Source organism: Flexivirga alba (genome assembly GCF_042661025.1).
GTDB classification, from domain to species: domain Bacteria; phylum Actinomycetota; class Actinomycetes; order Actinomycetales; family Dermatophilaceae; genus Flexivirga; species Flexivirga alba.
In genome coordinates this window covers 1,749,367-1,774,516 of sequence record NZ_JBHSWH010000001.1, presented here as the reverse complement: position 1 = coordinate 1,774,516, position 25,150 = coordinate 1,749,367, and the positions used below count along the sequence as shown (strand labels likewise).

The 25,150-nt window shown below is 66.7% G+C and carries 31 protein-coding genes and 3 tRNA genes; 10 read left to right on the top strand and 24 right to left on the bottom strand.

What is annotated here, in order from left to right; translation table 11 throughout:
* Positions 1 to 47: 47 nt before the first annotated feature.
* Complete coding sequence (locus tag ACFQDH_RS08685) at positions 48 to 1,232, top strand: GNAT family N-acetyltransferase (protein WP_382400384.1); 1,185 nt, start codon at positions 48 to 50, stop codon at positions 1,230 to 1,232.
* Between the two features lie 88 nt (positions 1,233 to 1,320).
* Here ACFQDH_RS08685 and ACFQDH_RS08680 read toward each other — a convergent pair whose 3' ends face one another.
* Positions 1,321 to 1,935, bottom strand: coding sequence for a hypothetical protein (locus ACFQDH_RS08680; RefSeq protein WP_382400382.1), 615 nt, complete (start codon positions 1,933 to 1,935; stop codon positions 1,321 to 1,323).
* Between ACFQDH_RS08680 and ACFQDH_RS08675 the strand changes: the two genes are divergently transcribed.
* Positions 1,925 to 2,197, top strand: coding sequence for a hypothetical protein (locus tag ACFQDH_RS08675; protein WP_382400380.1), 273 nt, complete (start codon positions 1,925 to 1,927; stop codon positions 2,195 to 2,197). The two genes, ACFQDH_RS08680 and ACFQDH_RS08675, sit on opposite strands and share 11 nt — an antisense overlap.
* Positions 2,198 to 2,330: 133 nt before the next feature.
* Here ACFQDH_RS08675 and rplA read toward each other — a convergent pair whose 3' ends face one another.
* From rplA to ACFQDH_RS08650, 5 genes are all read right to left on the bottom strand, one after another.
* Positions 2,331 to 3,047: a 50S ribosomal protein L1 gene (gene rplA, locus ACFQDH_RS08670; RefSeq protein WP_382400378.1), complete on the bottom strand. Its 717-nt coding sequence runs from the start codon at positions 3,045 to 3,047 to the stop codon at positions 2,331 to 2,333.
* A gap of 128 nt (positions 3,048 to 3,175) precedes the next feature.
* Positions 3,176 to 3,607 carry a 50S ribosomal protein L11 gene (gene rplK, locus ACFQDH_RS08665; protein ID WP_382400376.1) on the bottom strand — a complete coding sequence of 144 codons (432 nt, stop codon included), beginning with the start codon at positions 3,605 to 3,607 and terminating at the stop codon, positions 3,176 to 3,178.
* Positions 3,608 to 3,701: 94 nt separating this feature from the next.
* The gene (nusG, locus tag ACFQDH_RS08660; protein ID WP_382404837.1) at positions 3,702 to 4,625 is read right to left on the bottom strand and encodes a transcription termination/antitermination protein NusG; all 924 of its coding nucleotides are present in this window, start codon (positions 4,623 to 4,625) and stop codon (positions 3,702 to 3,704) included.
* A gap of 329 nt (positions 4,626 to 4,954) precedes the next feature.
* On the bottom strand, positions 4,955 to 5,197 hold the full coding sequence (gene secE / locus ACFQDH_RS08655; RefSeq protein ID WP_382400374.1) for a preprotein translocase subunit SecE: 243 nt from the start codon (positions 5,195 to 5,197) through the stop codon (positions 4,955 to 4,957).
* A 40-nt stretch (positions 5,198 to 5,237) separates the two neighbouring features.
* Positions 5,238 to 5,310 (bottom strand) — tRNA-Trp (locus tag ACFQDH_RS08650).
* 360 nt (positions 5,311 to 5,670) lie between these two features.
* Here ACFQDH_RS08650 and ACFQDH_RS08645 point away from each other — a divergent pair.
* A complete protein-coding gene (locus ACFQDH_RS08645; protein ID WP_382400372.1) occupies positions 5,671 to 7,422 on the top strand; it encodes an RICIN domain-containing protein in 1,752 nt (583 codons plus the stop codon).
* A 105-nt stretch (positions 7,423 to 7,527) separates the two neighbouring features.
* Positions 7,528 to 8,592, top strand: a complete 1,065-nt coding sequence (locus ACFQDH_RS08640; protein ID WP_382400370.1) for an adenosine deaminase — start codon at positions 7,528 to 7,530, stop codon at positions 8,590 to 8,592.
* Here the strand turns inward: ACFQDH_RS08640 and ACFQDH_RS08635 are convergent.
* The 11 genes from ACFQDH_RS08635 to ACFQDH_RS08585 all read right to left on the bottom strand — a co-directional run bounded on the left by ACFQDH_RS08635 (position 8,548) and on the right by ACFQDH_RS08585 (position 15,548).
* Positions 8,548 to 8,985, bottom strand: a complete 438-nt coding sequence (locus tag ACFQDH_RS08635; protein ID WP_382400368.1) for an NUDIX hydrolase — start codon at positions 8,983 to 8,985, stop codon at positions 8,548 to 8,550. The two genes, ACFQDH_RS08640 and ACFQDH_RS08635, sit on opposite strands and share 45 nt — an antisense overlap.
* Positions 8,986 to 9,022: 37 nt before the next feature.
* Positions 9,023 to 9,361 (bottom strand): hypothetical protein, encoded by a 339-nt coding sequence (locus tag ACFQDH_RS08630; RefSeq protein ID WP_382400366.1) that lies wholly within the window; start codon positions 9,359 to 9,361, stop codon positions 9,023 to 9,025.
* A 102-nt stretch (positions 9,362 to 9,463) separates the two neighbouring features.
* A complete protein-coding gene (locus ACFQDH_RS08625; protein WP_382400364.1) occupies positions 9,464 to 10,552 on the bottom strand; it encodes a UDP-N-acetylmuramate dehydrogenase in 1,089 nt (362 codons plus the stop codon).
* On the bottom strand, positions 10,552 to 10,962 hold the full coding sequence (locus ACFQDH_RS08620) for a MaoC family dehydratase (protein ID WP_382400362.1): 411 nt from the start codon (positions 10,960 to 10,962) through the stop codon (positions 10,552 to 10,554). The genes ACFQDH_RS08625 and ACFQDH_RS08620 overlap by 1 nt, the downstream gene beginning before the upstream one ends.
* Entirely contained in the window at positions 10,959 to 11,408 is a 450-nt protein-coding gene (locus tag ACFQDH_RS08615; protein WP_382400360.1) for an FAS1-like dehydratase domain-containing protein, read from the bottom strand. The genes ACFQDH_RS08620 and ACFQDH_RS08615 overlap by 4 nt, the downstream gene beginning before the upstream one ends.
* A gap of 152 nt (positions 11,409 to 11,560) precedes the next feature.
* Complete coding sequence (rpmG, locus tag ACFQDH_RS08610) at positions 11,561 to 11,731, bottom strand: 50S ribosomal protein L33 (RefSeq protein WP_188836662.1); 171 nt, start codon at positions 11,729 to 11,731, stop codon at positions 11,561 to 11,563.
* Between the two features lie 53 nt (positions 11,732 to 11,784).
* Positions 11,785 to 11,858, bottom strand: a tRNA-Met gene (locus tag ACFQDH_RS08605).
* A 26-nt stretch (positions 11,859 to 11,884) separates the two neighbouring features.
* Positions 11,885 to 11,957, bottom strand: a tRNA-Thr gene (locus tag ACFQDH_RS08600).
* A gap of 75 nt (positions 11,958 to 12,032) precedes the next feature.
* Positions 12,033 to 12,893, bottom strand: a complete 861-nt coding sequence (locus ACFQDH_RS08595) for a MaoC family dehydratase (protein ID WP_382400358.1) — start codon at positions 12,891 to 12,893, stop codon at positions 12,033 to 12,035.
* 2 nt (positions 12,894 to 12,895) lie between these two features.
* A complete protein-coding gene (locus ACFQDH_RS08590) occupies positions 12,896 to 14,326 on the bottom strand; it encodes a 3-oxoacyl-ACP reductase (RefSeq protein WP_382400356.1) in 1,431 nt (476 codons plus the stop codon).
* Positions 14,259 to 15,548, bottom strand: coding sequence for an acetyl-CoA C-acetyltransferase (locus tag ACFQDH_RS08585; RefSeq protein WP_382400354.1), 1,290 nt, complete (start codon positions 15,546 to 15,548; stop codon positions 14,259 to 14,261). Before ACFQDH_RS08585 ends, ACFQDH_RS08590 begins: the two co-directional genes overlap by 68 nt.
* 85 nt (positions 15,549 to 15,633) lie before the next feature.
* Here ACFQDH_RS08585 and ACFQDH_RS08580 point away from each other — a divergent pair, with 85 nt between their 5' ends.
* From ACFQDH_RS08580 to ACFQDH_RS08560, 5 genes are read left to right on the top strand one after another with little or no spacing between them, the layout of a single operon-like run.
* Positions 15,634 to 16,317 (top strand): TetR/AcrR family transcriptional regulator, encoded by a 684-nt coding sequence (locus ACFQDH_RS08580; RefSeq protein ID WP_382400352.1) that lies wholly within the window; start codon positions 15,634 to 15,636, stop codon positions 16,315 to 16,317.
* Positions 16,314 to 18,293: an acyl-CoA dehydrogenase family protein gene (locus tag ACFQDH_RS08575; RefSeq protein WP_382400350.1), complete on the top strand. Its 1,980-nt coding sequence runs from the start codon at positions 16,314 to 16,316 to the stop codon at positions 18,291 to 18,293. The genes ACFQDH_RS08580 and ACFQDH_RS08575 overlap by 4 nt, the downstream gene beginning before the upstream one ends.
* A 31-nt stretch (positions 18,294 to 18,324) precedes the next feature.
* A complete protein-coding gene (locus ACFQDH_RS08570) occupies positions 18,325 to 18,495 on the top strand; it encodes a hypothetical protein (RefSeq protein WP_382400348.1) in 171 nt (56 codons plus the stop codon).
* A gap of 46 nt (positions 18,496 to 18,541) precedes the next feature.
* Positions 18,542 to 18,787 carry a YlcI/YnfO family protein gene (locus ACFQDH_RS08565; protein ID WP_382400346.1) on the top strand — a complete coding sequence of 82 codons (246 nt, stop codon included), beginning with the start codon at positions 18,542 to 18,544 and terminating at the stop codon, positions 18,785 to 18,787.
* Positions 18,787 to 19,089, top strand: a complete 303-nt coding sequence (locus ACFQDH_RS08560; protein WP_382400344.1) for a type II toxin-antitoxin system PemK/MazF family toxin — start codon at positions 18,787 to 18,789, stop codon at positions 19,087 to 19,089. Before ACFQDH_RS08565 ends, ACFQDH_RS08560 begins: the two co-directional genes overlap by 1 nt.
* Here ACFQDH_RS08560 and ACFQDH_RS08555 read toward each other — a convergent pair whose 3' ends face one another.
* Positions 19,090 to 20,883 carry an alkaline phosphatase family protein gene (locus ACFQDH_RS08555; protein ID WP_382400342.1) on the bottom strand — a complete coding sequence of 598 codons (1,794 nt, stop codon included), beginning with the start codon at positions 20,881 to 20,883 and terminating at the stop codon, positions 19,090 to 19,092.
* Positions 20,884 to 21,007: 124 nt separating this feature from the next.
* Positions 21,008 to 22,483: an MFS transporter gene (locus ACFQDH_RS08550; protein ID WP_382400340.1), complete on the bottom strand. Its 1,476-nt coding sequence runs from the start codon at positions 22,481 to 22,483 to the stop codon at positions 21,008 to 21,010.
* Between the two features lie 126 nt (positions 22,484 to 22,609).
* On the opposite strand from ACFQDH_RS08550, the gene ACFQDH_RS08545 reads away from it, so the two are divergent.
* Entirely contained in the window at positions 22,610 to 22,864 is a 255-nt protein-coding gene (locus tag ACFQDH_RS08545) for a hypothetical protein (protein WP_382400338.1), read from the top strand.
* Here the strand turns inward: ACFQDH_RS08545 and ACFQDH_RS08540 are convergent.
* The 5 genes from ACFQDH_RS08540 to cspE form a co-directional block, all read right to left on the bottom strand.
* On the bottom strand, positions 22,837 to 23,136 hold the full coding sequence (locus ACFQDH_RS08540; protein ID WP_382400336.1) for a metal-binding protein: 300 nt from the start codon (positions 23,134 to 23,136) through the stop codon (positions 22,837 to 22,839). The two genes, ACFQDH_RS08545 and ACFQDH_RS08540, sit on opposite strands and share 28 nt — an antisense overlap.
* A 6-nt stretch (positions 23,137 to 23,142) precedes the next feature.
* Positions 23,143 to 23,757, bottom strand: a complete 615-nt coding sequence (locus ACFQDH_RS08535; protein WP_382400334.1) for a methylated-DNA--[protein]-cysteine S-methyltransferase — start codon at positions 23,755 to 23,757, stop codon at positions 23,143 to 23,145.
* Entirely contained in the window at positions 23,754 to 24,254 is a 501-nt protein-coding gene (locus ACFQDH_RS08530; RefSeq protein WP_382400332.1) for an RNA polymerase sigma factor, read from the bottom strand. Before ACFQDH_RS08530 ends, ACFQDH_RS08535 begins: the two co-directional genes overlap by 4 nt.
* Before the next feature lie 45 nt (positions 24,255 to 24,299).
* Positions 24,300 to 24,782 (bottom strand): hypothetical protein, encoded by a 483-nt coding sequence (locus ACFQDH_RS08525; protein WP_382400330.1) that lies wholly within the window; start codon positions 24,780 to 24,782, stop codon positions 24,300 to 24,302.
* 102 nt (positions 24,783 to 24,884) lie between these two features.
* Complete coding sequence (gene cspE, locus ACFQDH_RS08520; RefSeq protein WP_382400328.1) at positions 24,885 to 25,088, bottom strand: transcription antiterminator/RNA stability regulator CspE; 204 nt, start codon at positions 25,086 to 25,088, stop codon at positions 24,885 to 24,887.
* Positions 25,089 to 25,150 lie beyond the last annotated feature (62 nt).

Below are 25,150 nucleotides of genomic sequence, written 5' to 3'. Positions count from 1 at the left end.
AGAGAGCCGTCACTCGCGAAGGGGGTGCCTGCCCATAGGGTCGTCCCGTGGAGCCACTCATCCGTGAACTGACCGATGCCGACCGCGAGGCCAATCATCGGCTCGGCGCCGAAGCGTTCGGCTACGCCCCGGATGGGCAACCGAGCTCGCTGCCACCGGTGGGCGGTGCGGTCCTCGGCGCCTTCGTCGGCGACGAACTCACCGCCAAGATCCGAGCGCGCGACGACGAGATCCCTCTTCCGGGCAGCCGGACATTGGCTATGTTCGGGGTGGAAGGCGTCGCAGTGGCTCCCGAGGCTCGCGGTCGTGGGCTGCTGTCACCGCTCTTCCGCGCCGGATTCGATCGGGCACGGCGAGTCGGCCAGCCGATCAGCATTCTCTTCCCGACCGCCGCGGGCATCTACCGGCGCTTCGGCTACGAGGTCGTCGGCAGCCTCGAGCAACGCGAGATCCCGATGTCCGCTCTGGCCAAAATCAAAGCACCGGAACGCATTTCACTGCGGCGCGCCTCAGCCGCAGACCTCGACGCGATCCGTCTGCTGTATGCCGCCTGGGCCGCCGAGCGCTTGGGACCGCTCACCCGCATCCGCCCGTCGGCGCCGATCCTTTCCGCCGACTACCTCGGTTCGCCTGCTGCGGTGACGCTGGCCATCGACCAGTCCGGAAAGCTCGTCGGCAGCGTGCGTTGGACGCGCGGGACCGGTTACGACCCAGAGACATCGGTCATCGAGGTCGAGGACCTCATCGGCCTCACGCCCGACGCCAGCCGAGCGATGTGGCGCTTCCTCGGGACGTTCGACTCCGTCAGTAGTCGTGTCAACGTCGAACTCCCCTCTGGCGACGAGTCACTCACCGCACTGCCCGCCGAGCCCGCGCCTCCGGCGAAGGAACACCGCTACATGTTGGCGCTGCTCGACATACCTGCCGCGCTCGCTGCTCGTCGTGGTGTGCCAGGACTCACTGCGCAGCTTCCGTTCAAGGTCACCGGCGGTTTCGCCGACGGCGTCGACGGGCAGTACGTCTTGAAAGCCGCGAGCGGCGAATTGCATTGCAGCCGAACCGATTCCGGCGTTGGCCCGACGTTCCACGCTCGCGGCATCGCCGCCCTGTATGGCGGAGCACAGCGCTGCGCCGGGTTGCGCGCCGGTGGCATGCTCAACGGCCCGACGGACACGGACCCGGTGTGGGACTCACTGTTCAACGTCCCCACCCACGTCCGCGACTACTTCTGAGCACCGCACCCATGCCGAGTGACGGCTTCTTCGCCGAGAGAGCCGTCACTCGGCATAAGTGGGAGTGGGTGCTTCGGTCTCGGCAGGGTCAGGCCGGCGTGGAGTTCGCCGGCGCTGTGATTGTGATGGCCGGACCCCAGTCGGTGTAGTGCATCTGCGAGGTGCTGGTGCCGCCGGCCAGCACCTCCGTGCTTTGCGGCAGCCCGCTGGTGGAGATGACTTCGACGATGTCCTCATCCTTCGGGGATGAGTTGACGAGCTTGCCGAGACCGAGTCGGGCCGACTCGTCCGCCACCATTGCCGCCGTCAGGTGCGTCCGGTAGGTCACCGCGGAAGTGGTCACCGAGGTGACCTTCCAGGTGACTCCGGTCAGACCGACGGTCTGCCCGTTCATGCTCTGGCTCATGGTCGCGAGCAGCGGCGCGAATTGCTTGGACAGCGAGTCGGTGCCGTCCGGCCGGATCGCCAACCAGCCGGACTGTTGCGACGGAACGTTGAGGTAGAGCACCCCACCGACATACACGAGATTGACCTTCTCGCCGGCAATCTGCTCGGTCAGCTTCGTCGCTGCCTTGCCGTCCGTGCCGTACGAGACGACACCCGCCGCGACCTGGGTCGCCTGGGCACCCGCGGTATGGGTGATGTGCGCGGACTTTCCGCGCACGGCCTGCTGCGTCTGCTTCTCGAGTTGGGTGCCTGACACGCTGTCGCCGACCTTCGCGGCCAGCCGGATCGCCGGCATGGCCGTTGCCGTCACCCGAGTCGACGGTGACGTTGACGGCACGCTGGACGGGCTGCTCGCATCGGTGCTGCTCGACGACGCGGCCGTGGCCGGAACCTTCGACGCCGTGGTGTTCGAGACGGCGCTGGTGCTGGTGCTACACCCGGCCAGCGGCAACGCCACCAGGCTTGCTGCGCTCGCGAAGACAACTGCCGATTTCATCCCCCACATTTTCATGGCGTGATCATAGGCCTCAGCACATCCGAGGAGATCAGGGAATCGCTGAATACGCACGCGGCGCAAGGTGATCCGCCATACGAAAGCGGCCGTCGCCCCGTGAGGGACGACGGCCGCTTCAGGCGTGCGAAGGACGACGATCAGGCGTCGACGTCCTCGCCCAGCAGGTTGCGCGTGATGGAAGCGTCGAGCGGGATGCCCGGGCCCATCGTGGTCGACATCGTCGCCTTGGAGATGTAGCGACCCTTGGAGGCCGACGGCTTCAGACGCAGGATCTCGTCAAGCGCCGCACCGTAGTTCTCGACCAGGGCCTTCTCGTCGAAGGAGACCTTGCCGATGATGAAGTGCAGGTTGGAGTGCTTGTCTACGCGGAACTCGATCTTGCCGCCCTTGATGTCAGTGACAGCCTTGGCGACGTCCATCGTCACGGTGCCGGTCTTCGGGTTCGGCATCAGGCCACGCGGACCCAGGACCTTACCGAGACGACCGACCTTGCCCATGAGGTCCGGGGTGGCGACAACGGCGTCGAAGTCGGTCCAGCCGCCGGCGACCTTGGCCAGCAGGTCGTCCGAGCCGACGAAGTCCGCACCCGCGGCCTCGGCTGCAGCAGCCTTGTCACCGTTGGCGAAGACCAGCACGCGGGCGGTCTTACCGGTGCCGTGCGGCAGGTTGACGGTGCCGCGCACCATCTGGTCCGCCTTACGCGGGTCGACACCGAGGCGGAAGGCCACCTCGACGGTCGAGTCGTACTTCGTCTTCGCGCCGGACTTGGCCAGACGAACCGCGTCGAGCGGTGCGTAGAGCGCGTCCTTGTCGATCTGCTCCGCTGCTGAGCGGTAGCTCTTGCTGTGCTTCATGTGTTGCTCTCTTTCGAAAGTTGTGGTTGTGCGGGCCGAAGCAGGCCCAACCACGAATTTGTTTGTGTATGACGGGGTTTCGATACGGGCTCGCCTAGCGGCTCGCCCTACTCAACCCGCTTGCTGCGTCAGAGCTCGGTCTGGATACCCATCGAGCGCGCCGTGCCGGCGATGATGCGCGAGGCCATGTCCAGGTCGTTGGCGTTCAGGTCAGCCATCTTCTCCTGGGCGATCTCACGGACCTGGTCCTTGGTCAGCTTGCCGACCTTGTCCTTGTGCGGCTCGCCGGAACCCTTGGCCACGCCTGCAGCCTTCTTGATCAGCTCAGCGGCCGGCGGGGTCTTGGTGATGAAGGTGAACGAGCGGTCTTCGTAGACCGTGATCTCCACCGGGATGACGTTGCCGCGCTTGTCCGCCGTGGCATCGTTGTACGCCTTGACGAACTCCATGATGTTGACGCCGTGCTGACCCAGCGCGGGGCCGACGGGCGGTGCGGGAGTGGCCTGACCGGCCTGGATCTGCAGCTTGATGAAGCCGGAGACCTTCTTCTTCGGGGGCATGCTGTATTCCTCTTCGTGGGCCTACGCCATGGGCGATGACCCGGTTGCAGTTACCCCCGGATCTGTCCGGGCGGGCGTGAAGTGCTGTCGTGCGTCAGATCTTGGCGACCTGGCTGAACGACAGCTCGACCGGAGTCTCCCGGCCGAAGATGGACACGAGCACCTTGAGCTTCTGGGTGTCGGTATTGATCTCGGAGATCGAGGCGGGCAGCGTCTCGAACGGGCCCTCCATGACGGTGACGGACTCGCCGACCTCGAAGTCGACCTCCGCGCCAGTCGATGCCCTGCCGGGCTTGCCGCCGCCGGAGGGGGCAGTCGCGCCGGAGCCCGACTCGTCGGCCGGGTCCTCGAAGACCGGGTTGAGCATGGTGACGACCTCGTCGACCGACAACGGCGACGGCTGGTGGGCGTTACCCACGAAACCGGTCACACCAGGGGTATGCCGCACCGCACCCCAGGACTCGTCGGTCAGGTCCATGCGCACCAGCACGTATCCGGGCATCCGCACGCGGGTGCCGGTCTTGCGCTGGGAGTTCTTGATCTCGGTGAACTCCTCCATCGGAACCTCGACCTGGAAGATGTAGTCCTCCATGTTGAGGCTCGTCATACGCGTCTCGAGGTTGGCCTTCACGCGCTTCTCGTAGCCGGCGTAGGAGTGCACGACATACCACTCACCGAACTGGATCTTCAGGTCGGCGATGTAGGCGGCGCGCTGCTCCTCCGCGCTGAGCACGGGGCCTTCGTCATCGGCGGACGCGCCCTCGGCGGACTCGTCGCTCGCGACGTCCTCGCCCAGGTCGGCGGCCTCGCCGGCAACCTCGGCCTCTGCCTCTTCGTCGCCCTCGGCGCCGTCGACGGTCTCCTCGTCACGCTCTGCATCCGCTTCCGCCGCGGCATCGCCGTCGGCTTCGGCGATCTCGGCGTCGATCTGCGGGTCATCGGCGACCTCGTCGGCATCGGCGTCGAACTCTTCGCCGGTGTCCTCGGTGTCGGTCTCGGTCCGGTGGATCGCGTCCAGCTCGGCCGGGTCCTCGGGGTCGGCGCCCTCGCTGGCCGCGGCCAGCGCCTGATCGGTGTCACTGTCACCGTCAGCGACGTCCAGGTCGTCCTCGATCGTCTCGCGCAGGTCGTCGGCCGGCGCGTCGGACTCACCCTCGCGGGCGATGTCGAGAGCCTCGGAATCCTGTGAGTCCTCGGCGCTCAGGTCGGCGTCCCACGCCGTGTCCTCGGCGCGGGTCGCATCCAGCTCCGCGGTCTCCTGCGGGTCCAGCTCGCCAGTCATTGCCCTGCTTTCCGTAAAGTCCGTGTCGTACCGGATGCCATGTATGACGCCGTGCGTCATACGCCTCAGGCGAAGACCCAGTCGACGAGGTGCACCAGCAGCTGGTCCGCGCCGACGACGAAGGCCATCAAGATCGCCAGGAAGACGACCAGCGCGATGGTGTAGCTCCTCAGCTCATCACGGCTAGGTCGCACCACCTTGCGCAGCTCATCGATGACCTGCCGGATGAACAGCACAATCTGGCCGAGAAAACCGCCCTTGGGCTTCTCGTCGGCGGAGCCGCGGGTCGAGGCGGTGCTCGTGCTCACGGTGACTCCTGACTTGTCGTTTACTGCTGGATCTGTCGTGCAGGGCACGAGGGACTTGAACCCCCAACCCCCGGTTTTGGAGACCGGTGCTCTGCCAATTGAGCTAGTGCCCTCCGAGCTTCAGGCCGCGTCGCACGCCACGTTTCGGGCATGCCACATCAGCTTGAGATTGATCGGTGGATCAAGCATACGGGTTGGCCCCCGCTCCTCACAAAACGGTGGGCGGTCGCCTTCGGTTCCGGACGCCGATGGTCAATCGTGCCAGGACGGACCATCTACGTGCTGCACGGTGTGAGGGAACGCCCGCGAGCACCGCCTCCGGGCCCGACCGAACAGGGTCACACAGAACACTTCGATGATTTTTGCTGAATTTTTTGGCTCCTAACGCTCACTTAACGTCATCGACTGGCTAGCCTCGACTTCGATGGGCCGCAGACCCCTGCTGCGTCCCGCCGAGAAAAGAGGTCAACCACATGAACCGGAGCACCACCCTCCGAACCGCTGGAGTCGCCGCCATCGCGCTGGCCACCGTCGCCGCCGCACCTGGAGCGCACGCCGCCGCAAAGGCGCCGTCATACACGGTCGGCGTCGGCACCATCGGCACCTACAACTACCCGACCGACACTCCCGCGGCGCCGTTCACCGACGCCGACGGCACCTTCCACTTCCAGCAGTCCGCCTCCCTGTATGGCGCGAACGACCCGCACGAGTGGGAGTTCTACACCGGCAGCAACATGGACACCGCCACCAAGGACCAGGCGCTGTCCACCGCCGCCGACCCGAACAACCCCCAGGACAAGAACAACGACACCGTATGGCGCTGCCTCAACGGCCCGACCGGCCGCGAAGCGACGGCCACCCCGACGCCGACCGGCTACGCATTCGCCAATTATTGCGACCTGGTCGGCACCTGGGTCGACCCGGACACCGGCAACTGGATCGGCCTGATCCACAACGAATTCACGCCCAAGCCGTTCGGCGACGGGCTGCACATGGACGCGATCGACTACGCCATCTCGACCGACCACGGCAAGACCTGGAAGATAACCGGCCACGCGATCACTTCGCCATACAGCACGCAACGCGGTGACACCAAGGCGTTCCCGGAGCAGACCTATTACTACGGCGACGGCGACCCACGCCTGTTCGTCGACATGAAGTCGGGCTATTTCTACGTCTACTACGGCTCGCGGATCGTCAACAAGGGCGGCAGTTGGGGCGGCTTCACCGAGCACGTCGCACGCGCGCCGATCAGCGGCAAGATGGCCACCGGCACCTGGCAGAAGTACTACGACGGCGCGTGGCACCAGCCGGGCGTGGGCGGCAAGGAGGCCGACCTCGTCTCCACCCAGCGTTCCGCCAGCGGGTATGTCGCAGCCGACAAGATGTACGACCCGAAGAACACCGGGACGATCGCCCAGCAGCAGACAGCAGGCACGATCCCGGCCAACTCCGACCTGTTCATCCTGAACATCGCGTATGACGCATACCTCGGCAAATACATCGGCACGCCCGAGCACCTCACGCCGAACGAGCCACAGCGGATCTTCGCGACGGACGACCTCGCGCATCCGAAGTGGACGCAGATCGGCGACACGGGCGCGGCATACCAGACCGAGTCCTGGTACCGCTGGTTCATGGACCCGGTCAGCAAGACACAGGGCACCACTGTCGGCAAGACCTTCGACAGCTACTGCTCGATCGCCTGCGCGAACGGCTCCGACGGAGACTTCGCGACGATCACGGTCGACAGCGACCAGCCGGCGAAATCACCGGTCCGCGACGGGCAGGACTACCTGCTGACCGCCGGCGGTGGTGTCCTGGGTGCCATCGGGTCCAAAGCTGTTGTGACGCAGGGTAATTCAGCGTCGGCACACTGGAAGTTCACCTCCAACGGCGACGGCTCCTACACCGTCGTGAATGCAACCTCCGGGCTCGCGCTCGGTGTCGACGACACGAACACCGCAGGCCGTGCCTGGGGTGCGGCGACGACGGCGTCGCCGGTTGCTTCCTCCGGACCGTCGGCCGGGCAACAGTGGTTCATCCAGGCCACCGAGGGCAAGGGCGGCAATGCGTTCCGCCTGGTCAACCGCTACAGCGGGCTCGTCCTGGACCTCGGCGGCAGCGCGGGCAGCACCGCGCTGACCCAGCCCTACCGCAACTGGAACGGCGGCCTGAGCAAGAAGCCGGCGACCCAGGCGCTGCACTTCGTGCCGGTGAGCTGATCGAGCGGACCCACAACGTCACGAGCGGACCCGGAAATCCAGGTGATTTTCGGGTCCGCTCGCTCGGTATGGGGTCCGCTCGATCGCGTCTACTAGGTTCGGGACATGCCCGATCGTTCGGTGACGACTCTCCCGAAAGCCCATCTGCACCTGCACTTCACCGGGTCGCTACGGATCACCAGCCTGCGGGACCTGGCCATCAAGCACCACGTACACCTGCCCGAAGCGCTCCTGGCCGACTGGCCACCGACACTGTCGGCCCGCGACGAACGCGGCTGGTTCCGGTTCCAGCGCTTGTATGACGCTGCACGCGCGTGCGTCAAGGACGAGTCGGACCTGCGGCGCCTCGTCCGGGAGGCCGCCGAGGACGACGTCGCCGAGGGCTCGCGATGGTTGGAGATCCAGGTCGACCCCACGTCGTACGCCGCGGGGCTGGGTGGCATCACGCCGGCGTTGGAGATCGTCCTCGACGAGGCGCGAGCCGCGAGCGCCGACCTGCCGATCGGTGTCGGAGTGATCGTTGCAGCGTCGCGGTTGAAGCACCCGATGGACGCCCGAGCGCTGGCCCGGCTGGCTGCGCGGTATGCCGGCGACCAGCCCGGCGAAGTCGTCGGGTTCGGCCTTTCCAACGACGAACGCCGTGGCGTGACAACGGATTTCGCGCACGCGTTCGAGATCGCCCGCAAGTCCGGCCTGGCGGCGATGCCGCACTCGGGTGAGCTGCTCGGTCCGGACGCGGTCAACGAGACGCTCGGTTCGCTGCAACCGACGCGGCTCGGTCACGGCGTGCGTTCGGTCGAGTCGCGTTCTGTGCTCAATCGGGTCGTCGACTCCGGCGTCGCGCTCGAGGTGTGCCCGGGCTCGAACGTCGCCCTCGGCGTCTACTCCACGCCCGCCGACGTGCCGCTGCGCCCGCTCGTCGACGCCGGCGCGACGATCGCGCTGGGCGCCGACGATCCACTGCTCTTCGGCAATCGCCTTGCTGATCAATACCGTTCGGCCCGGGAGGACCACGGCTTCACCGACGCCGAGCTGGCTGCCCTGGCGCGTTCGTCCATCGATGCATCACTCGCTCCGGCCGACGTGCGCAAGGCGGCATACGCCGACATCGACTCCTGGTCGGCGTCAGCGCCGGGCGACCTGCCGCAGCGCGATGTCCACGATGCGTGACCGATAGCCCATCTCACCGGTCTCGGCGAGCGGTATCCAGCGGGCGAAGTCGGTCGACCCGTCGACCTCGGTCGTGCCGAAGTCGCCACCGGTGATCGTGGCGTCGAAGAGGATCCGGACCGACTTGAAGGCCCGTCCACCCACTCGGCCGTCCGGCGTGGTGAAGGAGTCCGTGGTCAGCGGTCCGCCCAATGCCACGTGGTAGCCGGTCTCCTCGAAAACCTCTCGGACGACACCGTCTTCGACGGACTCGTCGTACTCGACTCCCCCGCCGGGCAACGTCCAACCGGCCTTGCCGTGGCCCTTGCCGTTGTACCAGGTCAGCAGGATCTGCTCGTCCCGGACGATCACGGCGTATGCCGCCAGCCGCGTGTCATAGTCGGTGAAATGCATGGGCGCGATTTTTGCACGCACGCAACCGCACCGGCGCTCACCAGCGCAACCCAGCGTCCTCCAGAACCGCTTCCACCTCGAGCCGCTCGACCGACGACCACTCCCGCGGTGGCAGGCCTTCATCCACTTGCAGTGCGGTGCAACAGGATTCAAGTACGTCGTCATACGCCAGGGTGGTGGCGTGCAGTCGGTGCACGCGGGCGGCCGCCTTCGACACTCGCAGGACGTCGAGTTCGGCATACAGCCGCGTCAGGTCCGAGGAGAGAAGCGCGATGTCGCGCGGCGCAGGTGCGGGGTCATTAGTCCGCCGCGTGCGCGGCGCGGTCCAGACACGAACGGCCTTGTCACACGCGAGCAGGATCGCAGCCGGGGCCACACAGGCTCCTACGTATCCGATCAGTCGCCACATCGCGACCTCCCAAGTGCCACTTCCATGGTGCCACCGGAACTGCCGAAAGAAACCGATATGCCGCTCGCGCTACAGATCGTGGCCGACGAAGATCGGCTCGTTGACGAGCGTCACACCGAAGGTGTCACGCACGCCGTCGCGGACCTCGCGGGCCAGGTGGGCGACGTCGGAGGCCTTGGCGTCACCACGGTTGGTGATCGCCAACGGGTGCTTGGTCGACAGAGCTGCGGGACCCGGCATGCCGTGGCCCTTGTCGAAGCCCGCGTGCTGGATCAGCCACGCCGCGCTGGTCTTCACCCCGGTGCCGTTGGTGGGCCAGTGCGGCGGAGCCGGTGCGTCGGCGCCGAAGCGGTCGGCAGCGACGCGAGCGAGTTCGTCATACGCACTGGAGCTGATGATCGGGTTGGTGAAGAACGAGCCGCACGACCAGGTGTCGTGGTCGTCGGTGTCGAGCACCATGCCGCGTCGGCGGCGCTGTTGGAGCACCGCTTCGCGGGCATCACCCAGCGGCACGCGCGCTCCGAGGTCCACGCCGAGACCTTTGGCAAGCGCTTCGTAGCCGACCGGCTGCGACAGCTCGGTCGGTCGTAGCGCGAAGAGCACGTCGAGCACGACATACCGGCCACCACCGCGGTATGACGAACCCTTGAAAAGCGAGTGTCGGTAGGCAAACTCACAGTCTGCGTTGGCGAAGGTCCGCACCTGCTGGTCCTGACGGTCCCAGGTCCGCACGGATGCGATCGTCTGCGCGACCTCCTGGCCGTAGGCGCCGACGTTCTGCACCGGCGTCGCACCGGCCAGCCCCGGTATGCCGGACAGCGCCTCGACCCCTGACCAGCCCTCGGCACAGCAGCGCGCGACGAAGTCGTCCCACTCCTCGCCCGCCGCGACCCGGACGTGCACTCCCCCACAGTCATCGGCCGACTCGACGTCGATGCCGCTGTTGGCGATGCGCAGCACCGTGCCGGGGAAGCCGTCGTCGGCGATGACCACGTTGGACCCGCCGGAAAGCACCAGCAGCGGCTCGTCCGCGTCGTCGACCTCGCGGACGACGTCGACGATCTCGTCGGATGTCTCGGCCACGACCAAGCGGGCGGCCGGGCCGCCGACCCGCATGGTCGTGAGCGGGGCCAGCTCGACGCCGTTCGCCTCCCGCATCAGGCGGGCTTCAGCGCCACGGTCGCCCGCGCACGCACCAGCACCTTCTGCTCACCGGAGGTGGCAGTGATGTCTATGGTCGCGGTCTCACCGTCGACAGCCTTGACCGTGGCACCGACCTCGATGTCCGCTCCGCCGTCGGACGGCACCGGCACCGGCGCGCTGAAGCGCACGCTGTATGACGTGACCCGACCGGCGTCGCCCAGCCAGTCGACGACCGGCTGGATCGCCGCGCCCATGGTCCACATGCCGTGCGCGATCACGTCGGGCAGGCCGACGGACTTGGCGAACTGCTCGTCCCAGTGGATGGTGTTGAAGTCGCCACTCGCGCCGGCATACCTGATCAGCGTGGCGCGGTCGACGTGGATGGTGCGGCCGGGGATGACATCCCCGGCGTTGATGTCCGTCATGCCTCGTCCCCTCGAATCACCACGACCGACGTCGCGCTGGTCACGACCTCGCCGTCCGGCGTGGTGATCTTGGTCCCCATCGTCACCATCGAGTGGCCGCCCGCCTGGCGGACCTTCTCGATCGTCGTGGTCGCCTGCACCTCGTCGCCGGCGACCAGCGGACGGTGGTGCTCGAAACCCTGCTCACCGTGGACGAGCCGGCTGTAGTCGATGCCGGCGTCCGGGTCGGTCATCACGTTGGCGTCGCCCTGCTGGGAGATCATCACCGCCATGGTGGGCGGCGCGATCACGTCGGCATAGCCGCGCGAGCGAGCGACCTCCGGATCGAAGTGCGCTTCGTCGGTCGCACCGACAGCCTTCGCGAACTCAGCGATCTTCGCGCGTGAGACGACATACGGCGCAGACGGCGGATAACTCCGCCCGGCCACCTCAGGGTTCACAGCCATGGCGTCAGACTACTGGGCGCCATACACGCGAAAGCGCCCCGGGACCGTTGCCGGTCCGGGGCGCTTCGTGATGCGTCAGTACGCCACGACTCAGCCGCAGGCTGTTCGATTGAACACAGGTTGATACGAGGATGAGGAACGAATCCTCGCTATCAACGAGTCTCGCGGTGCAGCGTGTGTCGCTTGTCACGCGGGCAGTACTTCTTGAACTCAACCCGGTCGGGGTTGTTGCGACGGTTCTTCTTCGTCACGTAGTTGCGCTCTTTGCACTCAGTGCACGCCAAGGTGATCTTGGGGCGAATGTCTGCGCTCTTGCTGGCCACGGCAACCTGCTCTCGGAATTTCTCTGTATGTGGTGCGAATATGTCTGAAGTTGTAGCGGGGGCGGGGCACGATCCCGCGACCTCACGATTATGAGTCGTGCGCTCTAACCAGCTGAGCTACCCCGCCTCGGCGGATGGATGGTGGTCCACCAGAGCCCCCAAACGGAATCGAACCGTTGACCTTCTCCTTACCATGGAGACGCTCTACCGACTGAGCTATAGGGGCCTGCCTGGCACGAGCGCGACGAGTCGTCGCCCTGCTCGGCAGCGCAGCGAAAAGGCTACCGTAGGACCTCTTCGATCACGAAATCGGCGCAACCTCCCCGCGGACCAGCACGGTTCCCTTGCGGTTGTTGCGCAGCGCCAGATCCCACGATCCCGCGGTTTCGTGCGCCACCAGACGCATTGTCCCCGGGATGAGGACCGGCTTACGGAACGACATCGTGGCGACATACGCGTCGGGCAAGCGGTTCTCGATCGCGGCGAGCATCGCCGCCTGACTCCACATGCCGTGCGCGATCGTGGACGGGAAGCCCATCGCCTTCGCGGTGACGGAATTCATGTGGATCGGGTTGACGTCGCCACTGACCGCCGCGAACCGCCGCCCGAGGCTCCCCGACAGGCGCCAGATCAGCCCGGCACCGTCAGCGGCCTCCGCCTCCTCCGCGCGCTCCGGGACGTCGCCGTCGATCTTCTGGCCCCGATAGAGGTATGTCGCCAGACCCTCCCACACCAGTTCGTCGCCGACGTGCGCCTGTGACACCACGTCGACCTGCACGCCGCTCTTGTGCGGGCGGGCGTTCGTCGCCCAGGTCGACAGGTCCAGCGGCTCCCCGAGCAGGATCGGACGGTGCACCGTGAGGGTGTTGTCGAGGTGCACGCTGCCCATCAACGGATAGGGGTAGCTCTTGTCCGCGAAAAGCGTCACCTGCAGCGGGAACACCAGGTTGTGCAGGTAGGTCGCGGGCAACTGCTCCCGCAGCGCGAAACCGCACACGTGGTCGTAGTCCGCGAGCGCATCCGGGTCGACCTGCACGCCGCGCCGAACCACCTGTATGTCGGGCAGCCCGCCCTTGCCGTGGCGACCCCGGGAGGTCGCGACGGCGCGGGCGAAGATCTTCGGCAGGCTCGGGTTGCCTTGAAGCTCAATGACTTTCGTCATACCTAAGCGCCCAGCTGGCTCTGGCCGCAGACGCGCAGCACCTGGCCGGTGACGCCCGCCGAGCCGGGTTCGGCGAAGAAGGCGATGGCCTCGCCGACGTCGGTCGGGCTGCCGCCCTGCAGCAGCGAGTTGAGCCGGCGGCCCACCTCCCGGGTGGCGAAGGGGATCTTGGCGGTCATCTCGGTCTCGATGAAGCCCGGAGCCACCGCGTTGACGGTGATCTCGCGGTCGGCGAGATTCTGCGAGAGCTGACGCACCATGCCGATGACGCCGGCCTTGGACGCCGCGTAGTTGGACTGGCCGCGATTGCCGCCGATGCCGCTGATCGAGGCGACGCCGATGATCCGGCCGCCCTCTGCCAGGCCGCCCTTGACCGACGGGTCCAGCAGCGTCTTGTTGATCCGGAACTGCGAGCGCAGGTTGACGTCGAGCACACTGCCCCAACGGCTTTCATCGGTGTTGACGAAGAGCTTGTCGCGCGTGATGCCGGCGTTGTGCACCATGACGTGCAGCTTGTCGCCCTTGCGTGCGACGGCCTCGGCGATGCGCGCGCCGGCGTCCTCGGCGGTCACGTCGAGTTGCAGCGCGGTGGCGCCGAGCTTGTTGGCGACCTTGCTGAGCGAGTCACCTGCGGCCGGGATGTCGACCAGGATCAGGGTCGCACCGGCGCGGGCGAAGACCTTGGCGATCTCTGCACCGATGCCGCGAGCGGCGCCGGTGATGACGGCGATCCGCCCGGTGAGCGGGTGACGCCAATCGGTCGAGTCCGGGACGTCGGCGGCGCGCACGCGCACCGGCTGGCCCGAGACGTATGCCGAGCGGGAGGACAGGAAGAACCGCAGCGGCGCCGCAAGCACGGAGGGATCGTGCTGCGCATCCTGGTCGACCCACAGCAGGTTGGCGGTGCTGCCGCGCAGCATCTCCTTGCCGATGGAGCGGGTGATGCCTTCCAGCGCCTGCTGGGTGGCAGCGGCTTCGGCATCCTCGAGCTCGGCCGGCGGGGTGCCGATCACGACGAGACGTGCCGACGAACCGAGCTTCTTGATCGCCGGTCCGACCGTGGCGCGCAGCTCGTCCAGCTGGTCGAGCGTGCGGGCAGCGCTGGCGTCGAAGACGATCGCACCGAGCTTGGTGTCGTATGACGCCTCGGCCGATGCCTGCACGACGTCGGCGCCGGACGCCTTGATGATGCCGGCGGCAGCAGCGGCGACCGGTGCGTCACCGATCCCCGCGACGGCCGCGGGTCCGGCCAGCAGGTCCTGGCCCTCGGCGTAGCGGCGCAGCTGCGCCGGCCGAGGAGACCCAGCTGGCCGGCGATCTTCTTGCCGACCGGGTTGGTGTTGACGAGGTTCGAGTAGGTGTCGCTCACTTGGCTGCCTCCAGAATCGCGACGACGCCGAGTCCACCGGCGGCGCAGATGGAAATGAGTGCACGGCCAGAACCCTTCTCGTGCAACATCTTTGCGGTGGATGCGACGATCCGCCCACCAGTTGCGGCGAAGGGGTGCCCCGCAGCGAGCGAGGAGCCGTTGACGTTGAGCTTGTCACGGTCGATGGTGCCCAGCGGCGCGTCCAGACCGAGTTTGTCCTTGCAGAACTCCGGGCTCTCCAGCGCGGCCAGGTGGCACAGCACCGTCGAGGCGAAGGCCTCGTGGATCTCGTAGAAGTCGAAGTCCTGCAGCGACAGGTTGTTGCGCTCGAGCAGCCGGGCGATGGCGTATGGCGGAGCCATCAGCAGGCCCTCGTTGCCGGTCACGTAGTCGACGCCGGCGGTCTCGCCGTCGACGAAACGGGCCAGCGGGGTGATCCGGTGCTCGTCGGCCCACTCACGCGAGCCGAGCAGCACCGCGGACGCACCGTCGGTGAGCGGCGTGGAGTTGCCGGCGGTCATCGTGGCGCCCTCGCCCTTGCCGAAGACCGGCTTCAGCTTGGCCAGCTTCTCCGGCGTGCTGTCCGGACGCAGGTTGTTGTCCTTGGTGACCCCGAGGTATGGCGTCAACAGGTCGTCGAAGAAGCCGCGCTCGTAGGCCGCGGCGAGGTTGTGGTGGCTGCGGGCGGTCAGCTCGTCCTGCGCCTCGCGGGTGATGCCCCACTCCTTGGTGGTGATCGCCTGGTGTTCACCCATCGACAGACCGGTGCGGGGCTCGCCGTTGGACGGCTGGTCGGGCGCGAGCTGGCCCGGGCGAATTTTGGCGAGGGCCGAGATGCGCTGCTGCGGAGTCTTGGCGTAGTTGACCTTCATCAGCGTCCGGCGCAGCGAATCGTTCACTGCGAGAGGGGCATCCGAGGTCGTGTCGGAGCCACCTGCGATGGCCGAGTCGATCTGGCCGAGAGCGATCTTGTTCGCGGTCAGGATGGTCGCCTCGAGGCCGGTGCCGCAGGCCTGCTGCACGTCATACGCCGGGGTCGTGGGCGACAGGTGCGAGCCGAGGACGGACTCGCGAGTGAGGTTGAAGTCACGCGAGTGCTTCAGCACCGCACCGGCGGCGACCTCACCGAGGCGCTCGCCGGCCAGGCCGTAGCGCGAGACGAGGCCGTCGATGGCCGCCGTCAGCATGTCCTGGTTGGAGGCCTTGAGGTACTTACCTCCGGACCGGACGAACGGAATGCGATTGCCGCCGAGGACATAAACATCGCGGAGGTCACGAGCACCCATGAAGAGATCTCCCAAGATTTGCTGAACCGAAACTTACCGATACCGAGAGTAGCAGGTACAGCTGGTTTCGGATACTCTCGGTGGTATGACGCCTCCGCAGGACTCCCGAGTCGACGGTCGCGATGCCCGGTGGACCGCGCATCGCGAGCAACGACGTCGCGAGTTGACCGACGCGGCGTTGCGCGCGATCCGCAACCACGGCGCCACGGTCGGGATGGACGAGATTGCCGCCGAGGCCGGCACCAGCAAGACGGTGATCTACCGCCACTTCGGTGACCGGCTCGGCCTCTACCTCGCGGTCTGCGCGAGCGTCGACAGCAACGTCCTCGGCGACCTGCAGCAGGCCCTCACCCGTGCCGGTGACGCCTCCGGCAACCCTCCCCTCGCCGGCGACGCACGTGCAGTCATCGAAGCCGTCATCGACAGCTATTTCGTGCAGGTCGAACGCGATCCGGAGGTCTACCGGTTCGTCGTCCGGCGTCCCGCACTCAATGTTTCACCCGAGGACGACCCGGTCATCGGGATCAGCGACACGATCGCCGACGTGCTGCAGCCGATCTTCGCCGAAGCGCTGCGCGACGCCGGGCAGCCGACCAGCGCGGCCCGCATCTGGGCGCACGGGCTGATCGGTTTCGTCCGGGAGTCGGCCGACCGGTGGTTGGCCGACCCCGACCGTCCAGCACGCGCGGTCGTCGTCCGGCACATGGCGGATTTCGCGACCTACGGATTGACTGGAGCCCTCGGCCTCGACTCAAGGAGTACGAAATGACCGACAGCACTACTGCCCATCCGTCGGCCGAAGGACGGCCAACAAAGCAGGTTGACGAGAACATGAGGGACGAATGTTCTCGTCAGCTGCGCGATGTTCTCGATGGTCGCTGGATCGAGTTGCGTCAAAGGGCTCGCGCCGAATTGCCGGCCGAGTTGATGCTCGCGCCTGCCGGGCTCTCCATCGAGGAGCACCGCGAGCGCACGACGTCGTCCCTGCTCAAGCTCGCCGAACTGGGTTACGGCCGTGCGGGATTCCCGGCGGCACACGGCGGCGAACTCGACTACGCCGCGTCGTGCGTGCTCTTCGAGATGCAGGCCTTCGGCGATCTGTCGCTGTTGGTGAAGACCGGCGTGCAGTTCGGCCTCTTCGGCGGTGCGGTGGCCCGACTGGGCACGCACCGGCACCATGCGGCATACCTCGCAGACATCATGTCCGCGAAACTGCTCGGCTCGTTCGCGATGACCGAGGTCGGTCATGGCTCGAACGTTCAGGCGCTGGAAACCATTGCAACGTATGACGACTCGACCAAGGAGATCGTCATCGACACGCCAACCGAGGGCGGCGTCAAGACCTACATCGGCAACGCGGCACGTGATGCGCGGATGGCTGTCGTCTTCGCACAACTGATGACCGGGGACGAGAACCACGGCGTGCACGCGATTCTCGTGCCGGTACGCGACGAGGCCGGCAACCCGGAGCGTGGCGTGACCATCGGCGACAACGGCCCCAAGGGCGGGCTACCCGGTGTGGACAACGGGACGTTCTCCTTCGATCACGTGCGCGTGCCGAAAGCCAACCTGCTCAACGCTTTCGGCGACATCGACGACAACGGCAAATACGTCTCCGACATCGACAACCCGAACCGCCGCTTCTTCACGATGCTCGGCACCCTGGTGCGCGGACGCGTGTGTGTCGGCGGTGGGTCCGGCGCCTCGGCGAAGAAGGCGTTGGCGATTGCGCTGCGCTATGGCTCGACCCGGCGCCAGTTCGCCGCATCCGAGGACCAGGACGAGATCGTCGTGCTGGATTACCTTGCGCACCAACGGAAGCTGCTCCCCCGCTTGGCCAAGTCGGTCGCCCTGAGTTTCGCGCAGAACGCGGTGACCGAGCGCCTGCAGGAGTTGCAGGGCGGCCCGGCCGATGCGAGTGCGGAGCGTGACGTCGAGGGGCAGCGCGAGCTGGAGTCACGCGTTGCCGGGCTCAAGGCGGTCACCACCTGGCACGCTCTCGACACGATCCAGGCGTGCCGCGAGGCCTGCGGCGGGGCGGGTTACATGGCCGAGAACCAGCTCACCCAGATGCGCGCCGACGTCGACGTGTTCACCACCTTCGAGGGCGACAACACGGTGTTGTTGCAGTTGGCCGCCAAGGGGTTGCTCACCGATTACAAGGCGATGTGGGGAGACCTGGACGTCCCGGCGATGGTCGGCAAGTTCGTCGGCCAGGTGGGCGAGCGGATCGTCGAGCGGACCACCGGCCGCGCGGGCATCCAACGACTCATCGACGCTGCCACCGGCCGCGACGACGAGACAGCCACCGACAGCCTCGCCTGGGCCGGATCGATGTTCGAGCAACGCGCCGACCACGCGTTGGAGACGCTCGGCAACCGGCTGCGAAAAGCCACCAAGGACAACGCTTTCGAGCTCTTCAACAATGCGCAGGACCATGTCCTCTTCGCGGCACGGACGCACATCGACCGGTGCGTGCTGGAGGCCGCGGTCGATGCGCAGCAGGCCATGCCCGACGGCCCCGCCAAGGACCTCCTCGAGCGAGTGCTGATCCTCTACGCACTCAGCTCGATCGAGGAGGACAAGGGCTGGTTCATCGAGCACGGACGCATCACCACCGCCCGCAGCCGTGCGGCGACGGCGTCCGTCAACTCGTTGTGTCAGGAGCTTCGCGAGCAAGTGACGACTCTCGTCGACGCACTCGGCGTCCCGGACGAACTGATCACCGCGCCCATCGTGCAGTGAGGCGGGCGATCTACGCGGCGCGCTCGACGACTTGCTGGACCAGTCCCAGTCGATCACTCGATCGTTGCTCGGGGTCGGTGGCGACCAGCCGGACTACGACGACGACCAGGACCGTGCGGAAGACGGTGAAGCCCGGCCCGCCGTCGCACCCGAAGGAACCGCGGAGGTCGGCTGGTTCACCTACGGTCCCCCGACGGACTGAGCTGACCTTCCGAGCACGTCATATACCATCGTGGTATTGTTTTGGTATGTCGGTGCAGATGACTCTCAGGGTCGACGAGGAGCTTGCAGCCTTCGTCGATGAAGCCGTGAAGGCCGGCGAGGGCAGTCGGGCCGACGTGGTCAACCGTGCGATCAGGCGGGAGCTGCGCAGGCGAGCCGCCGAGGCGGATGCCCGCATTTACGCGGCCGACGCCGACCCCGAGCTCGAATCGGACGCCTATGCGCAGTGGGCGGCGGCCAACGCATCCCGCGTGGCGTCCGAGCTCGATTGATGCATCCGATCTGGCTGGCTCGACTCGACAAGACACGCCCGGTGCTGGTGCTCACCCGCGACGAGGTGCGCGACGTCCGCAAGCTGGTGACGGTCGCACCTATCCACAGCACAGTGCGCGGACTGCACAGCGAGGTGGCGGTCGGGCGGGACAACGGGCTGGACCATGAGTCGGCCGCCAACCTCGACTTCATCACCACGATCTCGCGAAGCGCCCTCATCCGCCCACTAGGGGCATTGCTGCCGCAGCAAGAGCGTGATCTGACGAGGGCCTTCCACGAGGCATTCGACCTGGAGGACTGATCACCGCGCCGATCGTGCAGTGATCCCTGGCAATACGCGCGTGCCCTCGGTCTGAACGGCAGTCAGCTTCGTCGGTTGGAGCCCGAGTAGCGCCAGGACTGTCGGCGCGACCTGTGTGGTCTCGACCGGAGCGGACTCGACACCGGACCGGACGCCCGCGCCGCTGACGAGCATCAGCACGTGCCGATCACCGGCGTTCATACCGCCGTGCTCGGCCAGTTTTGTGGGGCCGCCGTACACGATGCCCTCCTGAACCTTGCCGAACACGTCGGGGTAATGCCCGTTGTCGACGGCAACGCCGAAGAATTTGGCGGCGCCGGCACCCGCCCAGACCTGGGCCAGACCGGAGTGCTGGACCGTGACCGGCTTCTTGTTGACGTCATACCCCTGCGCGGTGTGGTCCCACAGGTAGCCCTTGACGAATTCGTCTGCGGCCGCTGAGTTGTCGGAGAGGTAGGACTGCCACAGGTCGTCGTTCGTCCCGGCCACGATCAGCTTGGCGTTGCTCGGGTGCGTCTTGTGCCAGGCGGCATTGACCGCGTCGACGATCGGGCCGTCCGGCACCGTCGTGAGCTTGTTCGGGTCCTGCGGCGACTGTCCGTGCTTGGCGGTCACGATGATCGTCGTCGAGCTCGCCAGACCGTCCTGGTGAACTCGGGAGGCCATCCGGCCGAGTTGCGTGTTGACGTAGTCCAGGGCGCTCGAGACGACCGGCCCGGGCACGAGCTTGCCGCCGGCCCACTGATAACCGCCTGCCTGCGGAGCACTCGTCGTGTACGTACCGTCGGCGTGCTTGATCAACGTCGTCGACGTCGAGCGGCTCTTCTGCGCGACCGAGAGCGCCTGGAAGTTCATGCCGAAGATCGCCGGCGTGCCCACTGTCGTCTTACCCGTGTGGTCCCGGCCGTTGATCTCGTTGAGAACGGCGTTCACCTTGTAGCCGTCGTACTGCTTGGTGGCGGCGTCGATGTGGGCCCAGTCGTCATCCTGCGGATACGGGACGCCATTCGGCTCGACGGCCTGCGAGTCGATCTCCGGCCCGAAGTAGTCGTCGATGCTCTTGCCGTTCGAACCCGGACCGTTGAACGACATGTAGACGGCGTGCTTGTCGGACCACGCGGTGCGCAGGCCGGCCCGGTGGATGACCTTGAAGATCGTGTTGTCGCCCAGGTAGTCCCACGGCGTGATGCTCTTGCAGGTCGCCGGGTCGACGGGGAACGTCTTGCTGTTGAACGACGATGCGTTGTTCTGCAGCCGCATGATCGCGGCCGGGTTCTTGTCGACACCGTTCGCATAGACCGAACCGTTCTCGTCGAACGACGGGAACGTCCCATTCGTCGGGTTGATCAAGTCCGGCACGTTGGCCAGGGCGTCGTCCGGGGAGTCGTAGACGACGTCGCCGCCGGTGGCCGGTTGGCCCGGGGTGCACGCAGCACCCGGCTCGTCGGTCTTGTGGCTGTACTCGACGTCGTAGTAGACACCTGTCGTCCTGGGGTTGCCACCCGTCATCAACGCGGTGCCGCCCGGATCGGAGTCCGACGGGTTCGAGGTCGCCGCGTGCGTGTACTGGAGCCCGGTGTGCGCCAGCTTGGCGAGGGTCGAGCTCGGATGGTGGGCGACATACCAATCAAGATCGCTCTGGTGCATACCGTCGACGGAGACCAGGAGGACGTGCCTCTGCTTGTGCCCGGTCGGGTGGTTCGGCGACGCTTGCGCGGTTGCGGCCGTGGCGGCGCCGAGGCTGACGGCGACAGCGGCGGCCAAAGTCATGGCCGTGGTGCGATGACGATGCATCAACAAATCTCTCTTCTGGTGACGATCCCGAGTGCTCGCCAACACCATCGGCCGAAGCTGGGACGACCCTTCGAGCACGGCCAACGGCACGTGAACCCCAGCCGAAGGCTAGAAGAGCGCTCGCTCAGCTCTCCTCGACCGCGTGGGAGTCGGTGAGGGTCAGAGCACCGACGGTGGCGATGACGCCGACCACTACGGCCAGCACGGCATACGTGATGCGTTCGCCGTGGAAGAAGGACTGCACGAGGCTGTTGCTCCACGTGCCGGCCGGCAATTGGGCGGTCACGAGTGCCGCGATGAGAGTGCCGACGACCGCGACGCCCACGCTCGTGCCGACTTCCTGAGCGGTGTCGTTGAGCGCGGTGCCGATGGACGTGCGGTTCTCCGGCATGGCGTCGACGAGGGCGACCGCGCAGATCGTCATCACGGTGCGTAGGCCGACGGTCATGACCACCATCGAGACCGCGATCGCGACGTAGCCGTGTTCGACGCCCCACGCCATACCCGCTAGCGAGGCAGCCAGGCAGGCGGCACCGACCAGGCAGGCGATGCGGTGGCCGAAACGCTTGGCGAGCCACTCCGACAACGGGGTCGCGACGAGCATGGTCGCGATCATCGGCAGGTTCGCCAGGCCGGCACGGACCGGACTCCAGCCGTAGGCGTACTGGAAGTGCAGGATGAGCCCGAACATCACTGACGCCATGGCGATCGCGGTGCCGATCTGCGCGAGGAGAGCGCCGCGGACGGTGCCGTTCGACAGGACTGAGAGGTCGAGCATCGGCGACTTGGTGGTGCGTTCGCGACGGACCCAAGCGACGGCGGCAAGGATCGCGCCGGCGATCGATCCGAGGGTGGCCGGTGCCAGCCAGCCGTGCTGGACGCCGCTGGTCAGCGAGTAACACGCGAGGCCGATCATGGCGATGCTGAGTGCCGCACCGGGCAGGTCGAGCTTGTCGTTGGTCAAGTCTTCGCGTCGGTCGGCGGCCACACCCCGCCATACACCGATGGCAGCGATCAGGGCGATCGGCGCGTTCACGACCAGCAGCCATTCCCAGCGGATGTGCGCCAGGGCGGTGCCACCGAGGAGTGGGCCGAGGATGAAGCCGGACATGCCGACGACAATCATCACTGTCATCGCCCGCATCCGCAGGGCCTTCTCGTCGAAGAGCCGGAAGACCAGTGAGTTGGTGATCGGCGCCATCCCGGCGGCCGCGACCCCGAGTGCGGCGCGCAGGGCGATGAGCTGGCCGGTCGAGTCGACGAAGATGACGCCCAGGCTGAGTAGCCCGAAGAGACCGAGTCCGATGAGCAGCACCCGGCGTCGGCCGAAGCGGTCGGCGATCGAGCCGGCGGTCAGCAGCAGTCCGCCGAAGGTCAGCGAGTAGGCGCCGCTGACCCATTGCAACGCGGTCGTGCCACTGCCGAGATCGCGGCCGATGGTCGGGAGCGCGATCGACAACAGGGTGTTGTCGACCATCTCGACGAAGAACGCCAGGCACAGCGCGGCAAGCGGGATCCAGGCAGCACGTATTGACGGATAGGCCCGTGCCTCAGGTGTTTTCGTGGGTGGTGGAGTGGGAGTGAGAGTGGTGTTCGTCATGGCGGCCTCCTGGCAGCGTGCGTGGAAGATCTGTCTGCCAAGGAAGCTAGGGAGCGCGACTTTCAAGGTGGTTTCGCCGCGCCTTCACGGGTTTCACCGGCGGTTTCAGGTGCGACAATCCGTCCCATGGATCTCGTCATGGAACCGGTGGCCGTTGTCCGCGAGGGACGAGCCACGCCGGAGGACGACTACTGGGGCGACTCGGTATGCCGGATCGAGCTGACCGCGGCATACGAACCGGACAGCCTGGCGGGGCTCGGCGACTTCTCGCACCTCGAGGTCGTCTACGTCTTCGACCGGGTGGATCCGGAGTCGGTGGAGACGGCCGCTCGGCATCCGCGCAAGCCAACTCGTTACCGCTGCTGGGCCTTCCACTCCTGATACTTCTCCCGAAGACACGTACCGCACGGTCTGAATCCCGCTGCGACAGCAGTGGATTCGTCGGCGAAGAACACCCGGTGCTCCACGTAACCACCGCACTCGATGGCTCGTAGCGCCGACGGGCAGTCGAGCTTGCCGTAGAGACGCCCGAGACCGTTGCCACCGAGCCGGCCCGGGCTTGCCGACAAATATGGCACTCGGTCGGCGCCGAGCAGTGTGAACCGCTTGGCGTCAGTGCTGGTTTCGCGTGTCGAGAACTTTTCGGGTTGCATGACTGGTCACGCGGCACCTTCCATGGTCAGCAGCGTCGTCTTGGCGTCGACTCCCCCGACATACCCGCCGTAGGAACCGTCGCTACGCACCACACGGTGGCACGGCACGACGATCGGCAACGGATTTGTTGCGCAGGCAGTGCCCACTGCTCGCACCGCGCGCGGCCGGCCGACCAGCGTCGCGATATCGCCGTATGACGCTGTGTGGCCGTAGCCGATCGTCGGCAGGCTGCGCTGCACCTCGGCGCGGAATCCCGAGGAGAGCGAGTGGTCCAGCGCCAGGTCGAAGGTCGTACGCCGGCCGGTGAAGTATTCGTCCAGCTCGCGCGCCACGGCGTCCAGTCGTGCCGGCGTCCGCAGAATGCGCGAGCTCACCCGCTGGGCGATCGTGTCGAGCACCCGCTCGAACTCCTCGCGTTCGTAGGCGACCCGCACCAGTCCGCGCTCGGTGGCCGCGAGCAGGAGCGTGCCCAGTGGTGAGTCGATGGTCCGGTAGGTGACGTCGAGCAGCCCGTCCTGATCCGCTGCGCGCGCCAGTCGGTCGCGCAGTGTGTCCAGCTCTTCCGGCTTCACCGGCAGGGCCGCGGACAGGTCGAGCGCCGGAGTGTCATTGGTGTTCATCGTGCTGTTCCTTCCTGAGCTGCGCCCGATGCGTAGGTCTTTCGCAGCGTCTTGATGCCGTCGGCAGCGGCTCGGCGAACCGCGTCAGTGGTGCCGCCGATCAACTCGGCGGTCTCCTTGTGCGGCAGGCCACCGACGTAGTGATAGGCCACGGCAAGCCGCTGCCGATCGGGCAGCGACGCAACCGCGGACCACAGGTCCGGGTCCTGGTCGTGGGGTATGCCGTCAGTGCTCGGCGCCGACATCGGCAGGTCGTCGACCGGCACAGGCTGCCGCTTGCGCACCCGGGTCACGTCGATCGCCTTGCGATGGGCGACCCGCACCAGCCATGCCTCGACGTTGGTGTCGTCGGGCAGGTCCGGCCAGGCACGCAGCGCGGCCAGGAACGTCTCGGACCAGGCATCGTCGGCATCCGCTGTCACACCGAGGACAGCTCGACATACCCGCAACACGGTCGGACCGTGTGCGTCGATCGCGTTCTCGAATGGTTGCTTCATCATCACCGGGTAGTCGCTGTGGACCGCCGAAACGTGAGGTCGCGGTCAGCCCTCGCCGTATGAGTAGATCCGCCACTGTTGCGAGCTGCCGTGCCGGACGAGTTCGAACGAGTACACGTGGCCCTCGGGGTCCGGCTGGCCGTCGAAGTTCACCACCGTTTCCGTCGTGTCCACCACGACGGTCTGCTCCCAATGGCGCAGGTCCGGATCGGACCACGGGTCCTTCGCTGCCAGACGACCCGTGGTGACGTCGGCGACGTCGTCGATCTTCAGGTCGCGGATCTCGGGACCGTGCAGAGTCGTCCAGTTGGCCCGGGCGTCGCCGGCGTCGCCCACACCCATCCGCTTGCAGGCACCGAAGTCGCGTTCGTTCATCGCCCGCGCGTAGCTCCGAATCACTTCGGTCGGTGTCGTGGCCGCGGTCGGCAACGGCACGTGCGCCCGCGGCCGTCCCCACAACCACAACCCACCGACCGGCACCGCGACGATCAGCACGATCGCCAGCAACATCCCCCAATACCACCGCATCTGCTGAGTATGGCGGAACGGGGCGCCATACAACGAGCAAAGCGAAGCGGGCGCACCCGGGAAGTCCCGGATGCGCCCGCTTCGGTTAAGCGGTTCAGACGATCAGATCGCGCGAACGTTCTCGGCCTGCGGGCCCTTCTGACCCTGGGCGGAGTCGAACTCCACGCGCTGGTTCTCCTCCAGCGACTTGTAGCCGCTGCCGCTGATCGCGGAGAAGTGGACGAACACGTCGGGGCTCCCGTCCTCGGGGGCAATAAAGCCGAAGCCCTTTTCCGCGTTGAACCACTTCACGGTTCCTGTTGCCATAATGGCGATTCCCTTCGATTGCTTCCGGGCCGTGCACCTTGCGCGGACCGGGGCCAAATGTT

Coding starts and splice junctions, on each gene's coding strand:
- rplA (WP_382400378.1), bottom strand. CDS start 3,047: ATGAAGCACAGCAAGAGCTACCGCTCAGCAGCGGAGCAGATCGACAAG.
- rplK (WP_382400376.1), bottom strand. CDS start 3,607: ATGCCCCCGAAGAAGAAGGTCTCCGGCTTCATCAAGCTGCAGATCCAG.
- ACFQDH_RS08645 (WP_382400372.1), top strand. CDS start 5,671: ATGAACCGGAGCACCACCCTCCGAACCGCTGGAGTCGCCGCCATCGCG.
- ACFQDH_RS08640 (WP_382400370.1), top strand. CDS start 7,528: ATGCCCGATCGTTCGGTGACGACTCTCCCGAAAGCCCATCTGCACCTG.
- ACFQDH_RS08635 (WP_382400368.1), bottom strand. CDS start 8,985: ATGCATTTCACCGACTATGACACGCGGCTGGCGGCATACGCCGTGATC.
- ACFQDH_RS08625 (WP_382400364.1), bottom strand. CDS start 10,552: ATGCGGGAGGCGAACGGCGTCGAGCTGGCCCCGCTCACGACCATGCGG.
- ACFQDH_RS08620 (WP_382400362.1), bottom strand. CDS start 10,962: ATGACGGACATCAACGCCGGGGATGTCATCCCCGGCCGCACCATCCAC.
- ACFQDH_RS08615 (WP_382400360.1), bottom strand. CDS start 11,408: ATGGCTGTGAACCCTGAGGTGGCCGGGCGGAGTTATCCGCCGTCTGCG.
- ACFQDH_RS08595 (WP_382400358.1), bottom strand. CDS start 12,893: ATGACGAAAGTCATTGAGCTTCAAGGCAACCCGAGCCTGCCGAAGATC.
- ACFQDH_RS08585 (WP_382400354.1), bottom strand. CDS start 15,548: ATGGGTGCTCGTGACCTCCGCGATGTTTATGTCCTCGGCGGCAATCGC.
- ACFQDH_RS08580 (WP_382400352.1), top strand. CDS start 15,634: ATGACGCCTCCGCAGGACTCCCGAGTCGACGGTCGCGATGCCCGGTGG.
- ACFQDH_RS08575 (WP_382400350.1), top strand. CDS start 16,314: ATGACCGACAGCACTACTGCCCATCCGTCGGCCGAAGGACGGCCAACA.
- ACFQDH_RS08565 (WP_382400346.1), top strand. CDS start 18,542: ATGTCGGTGCAGATGACTCTCAGGGTCGACGAGGAGCTTGCAGCCTTC.
- ACFQDH_RS08560 (WP_382400344.1), top strand. CDS start 18,787: ATGCATCCGATCTGGCTGGCTCGACTCGACAAGACACGCCCGGTGCTG.
- ACFQDH_RS08555 (WP_382400342.1), bottom strand. CDS start 20,883: ATGCATCGTCATCGCACCACGGCCATGACTTTGGCCGCCGCTGTCGCC.
- ACFQDH_RS08550 (WP_382400340.1), bottom strand. CDS start 22,483: ATGACGAACACCACTCTCACTCCCACTCCACCACCCACGAAAACACCT.
- ACFQDH_RS08545 (WP_382400338.1), top strand. CDS start 22,610: ATGGATCTCGTCATGGAACCGGTGGCCGTTGTCCGCGAGGGACGAGCC.
- ACFQDH_RS08540 (WP_382400336.1), bottom strand. CDS start 23,136: ATGCAACCCGAAAAGTTCTCGACACGCGAAACCAGCACTGACGCCAAG.
- ACFQDH_RS08535 (WP_382400334.1), bottom strand. CDS start 23,757: ATGAACACCAATGACACTCCGGCGCTCGACCTGTCCGCGGCCCTGCCG.
- ACFQDH_RS08530 (WP_382400332.1), bottom strand. CDS start 24,254: ATGAAGCAACCATTCGAGAACGCGATCGACGCACACGGTCCGACCGTG.
- ACFQDH_RS08525 (WP_382400330.1), bottom strand. CDS start 24,782: ATGCGGTGGTATTGGGGGATGTTGCTGGCGATCGTGCTGATCGTCGCG.
- cspE (WP_382400328.1), bottom strand. CDS start 25,088: ATGGCAACAGGAACCGTGAAGTGGTTCAACGCGGAAAAGGGCTTCGGC.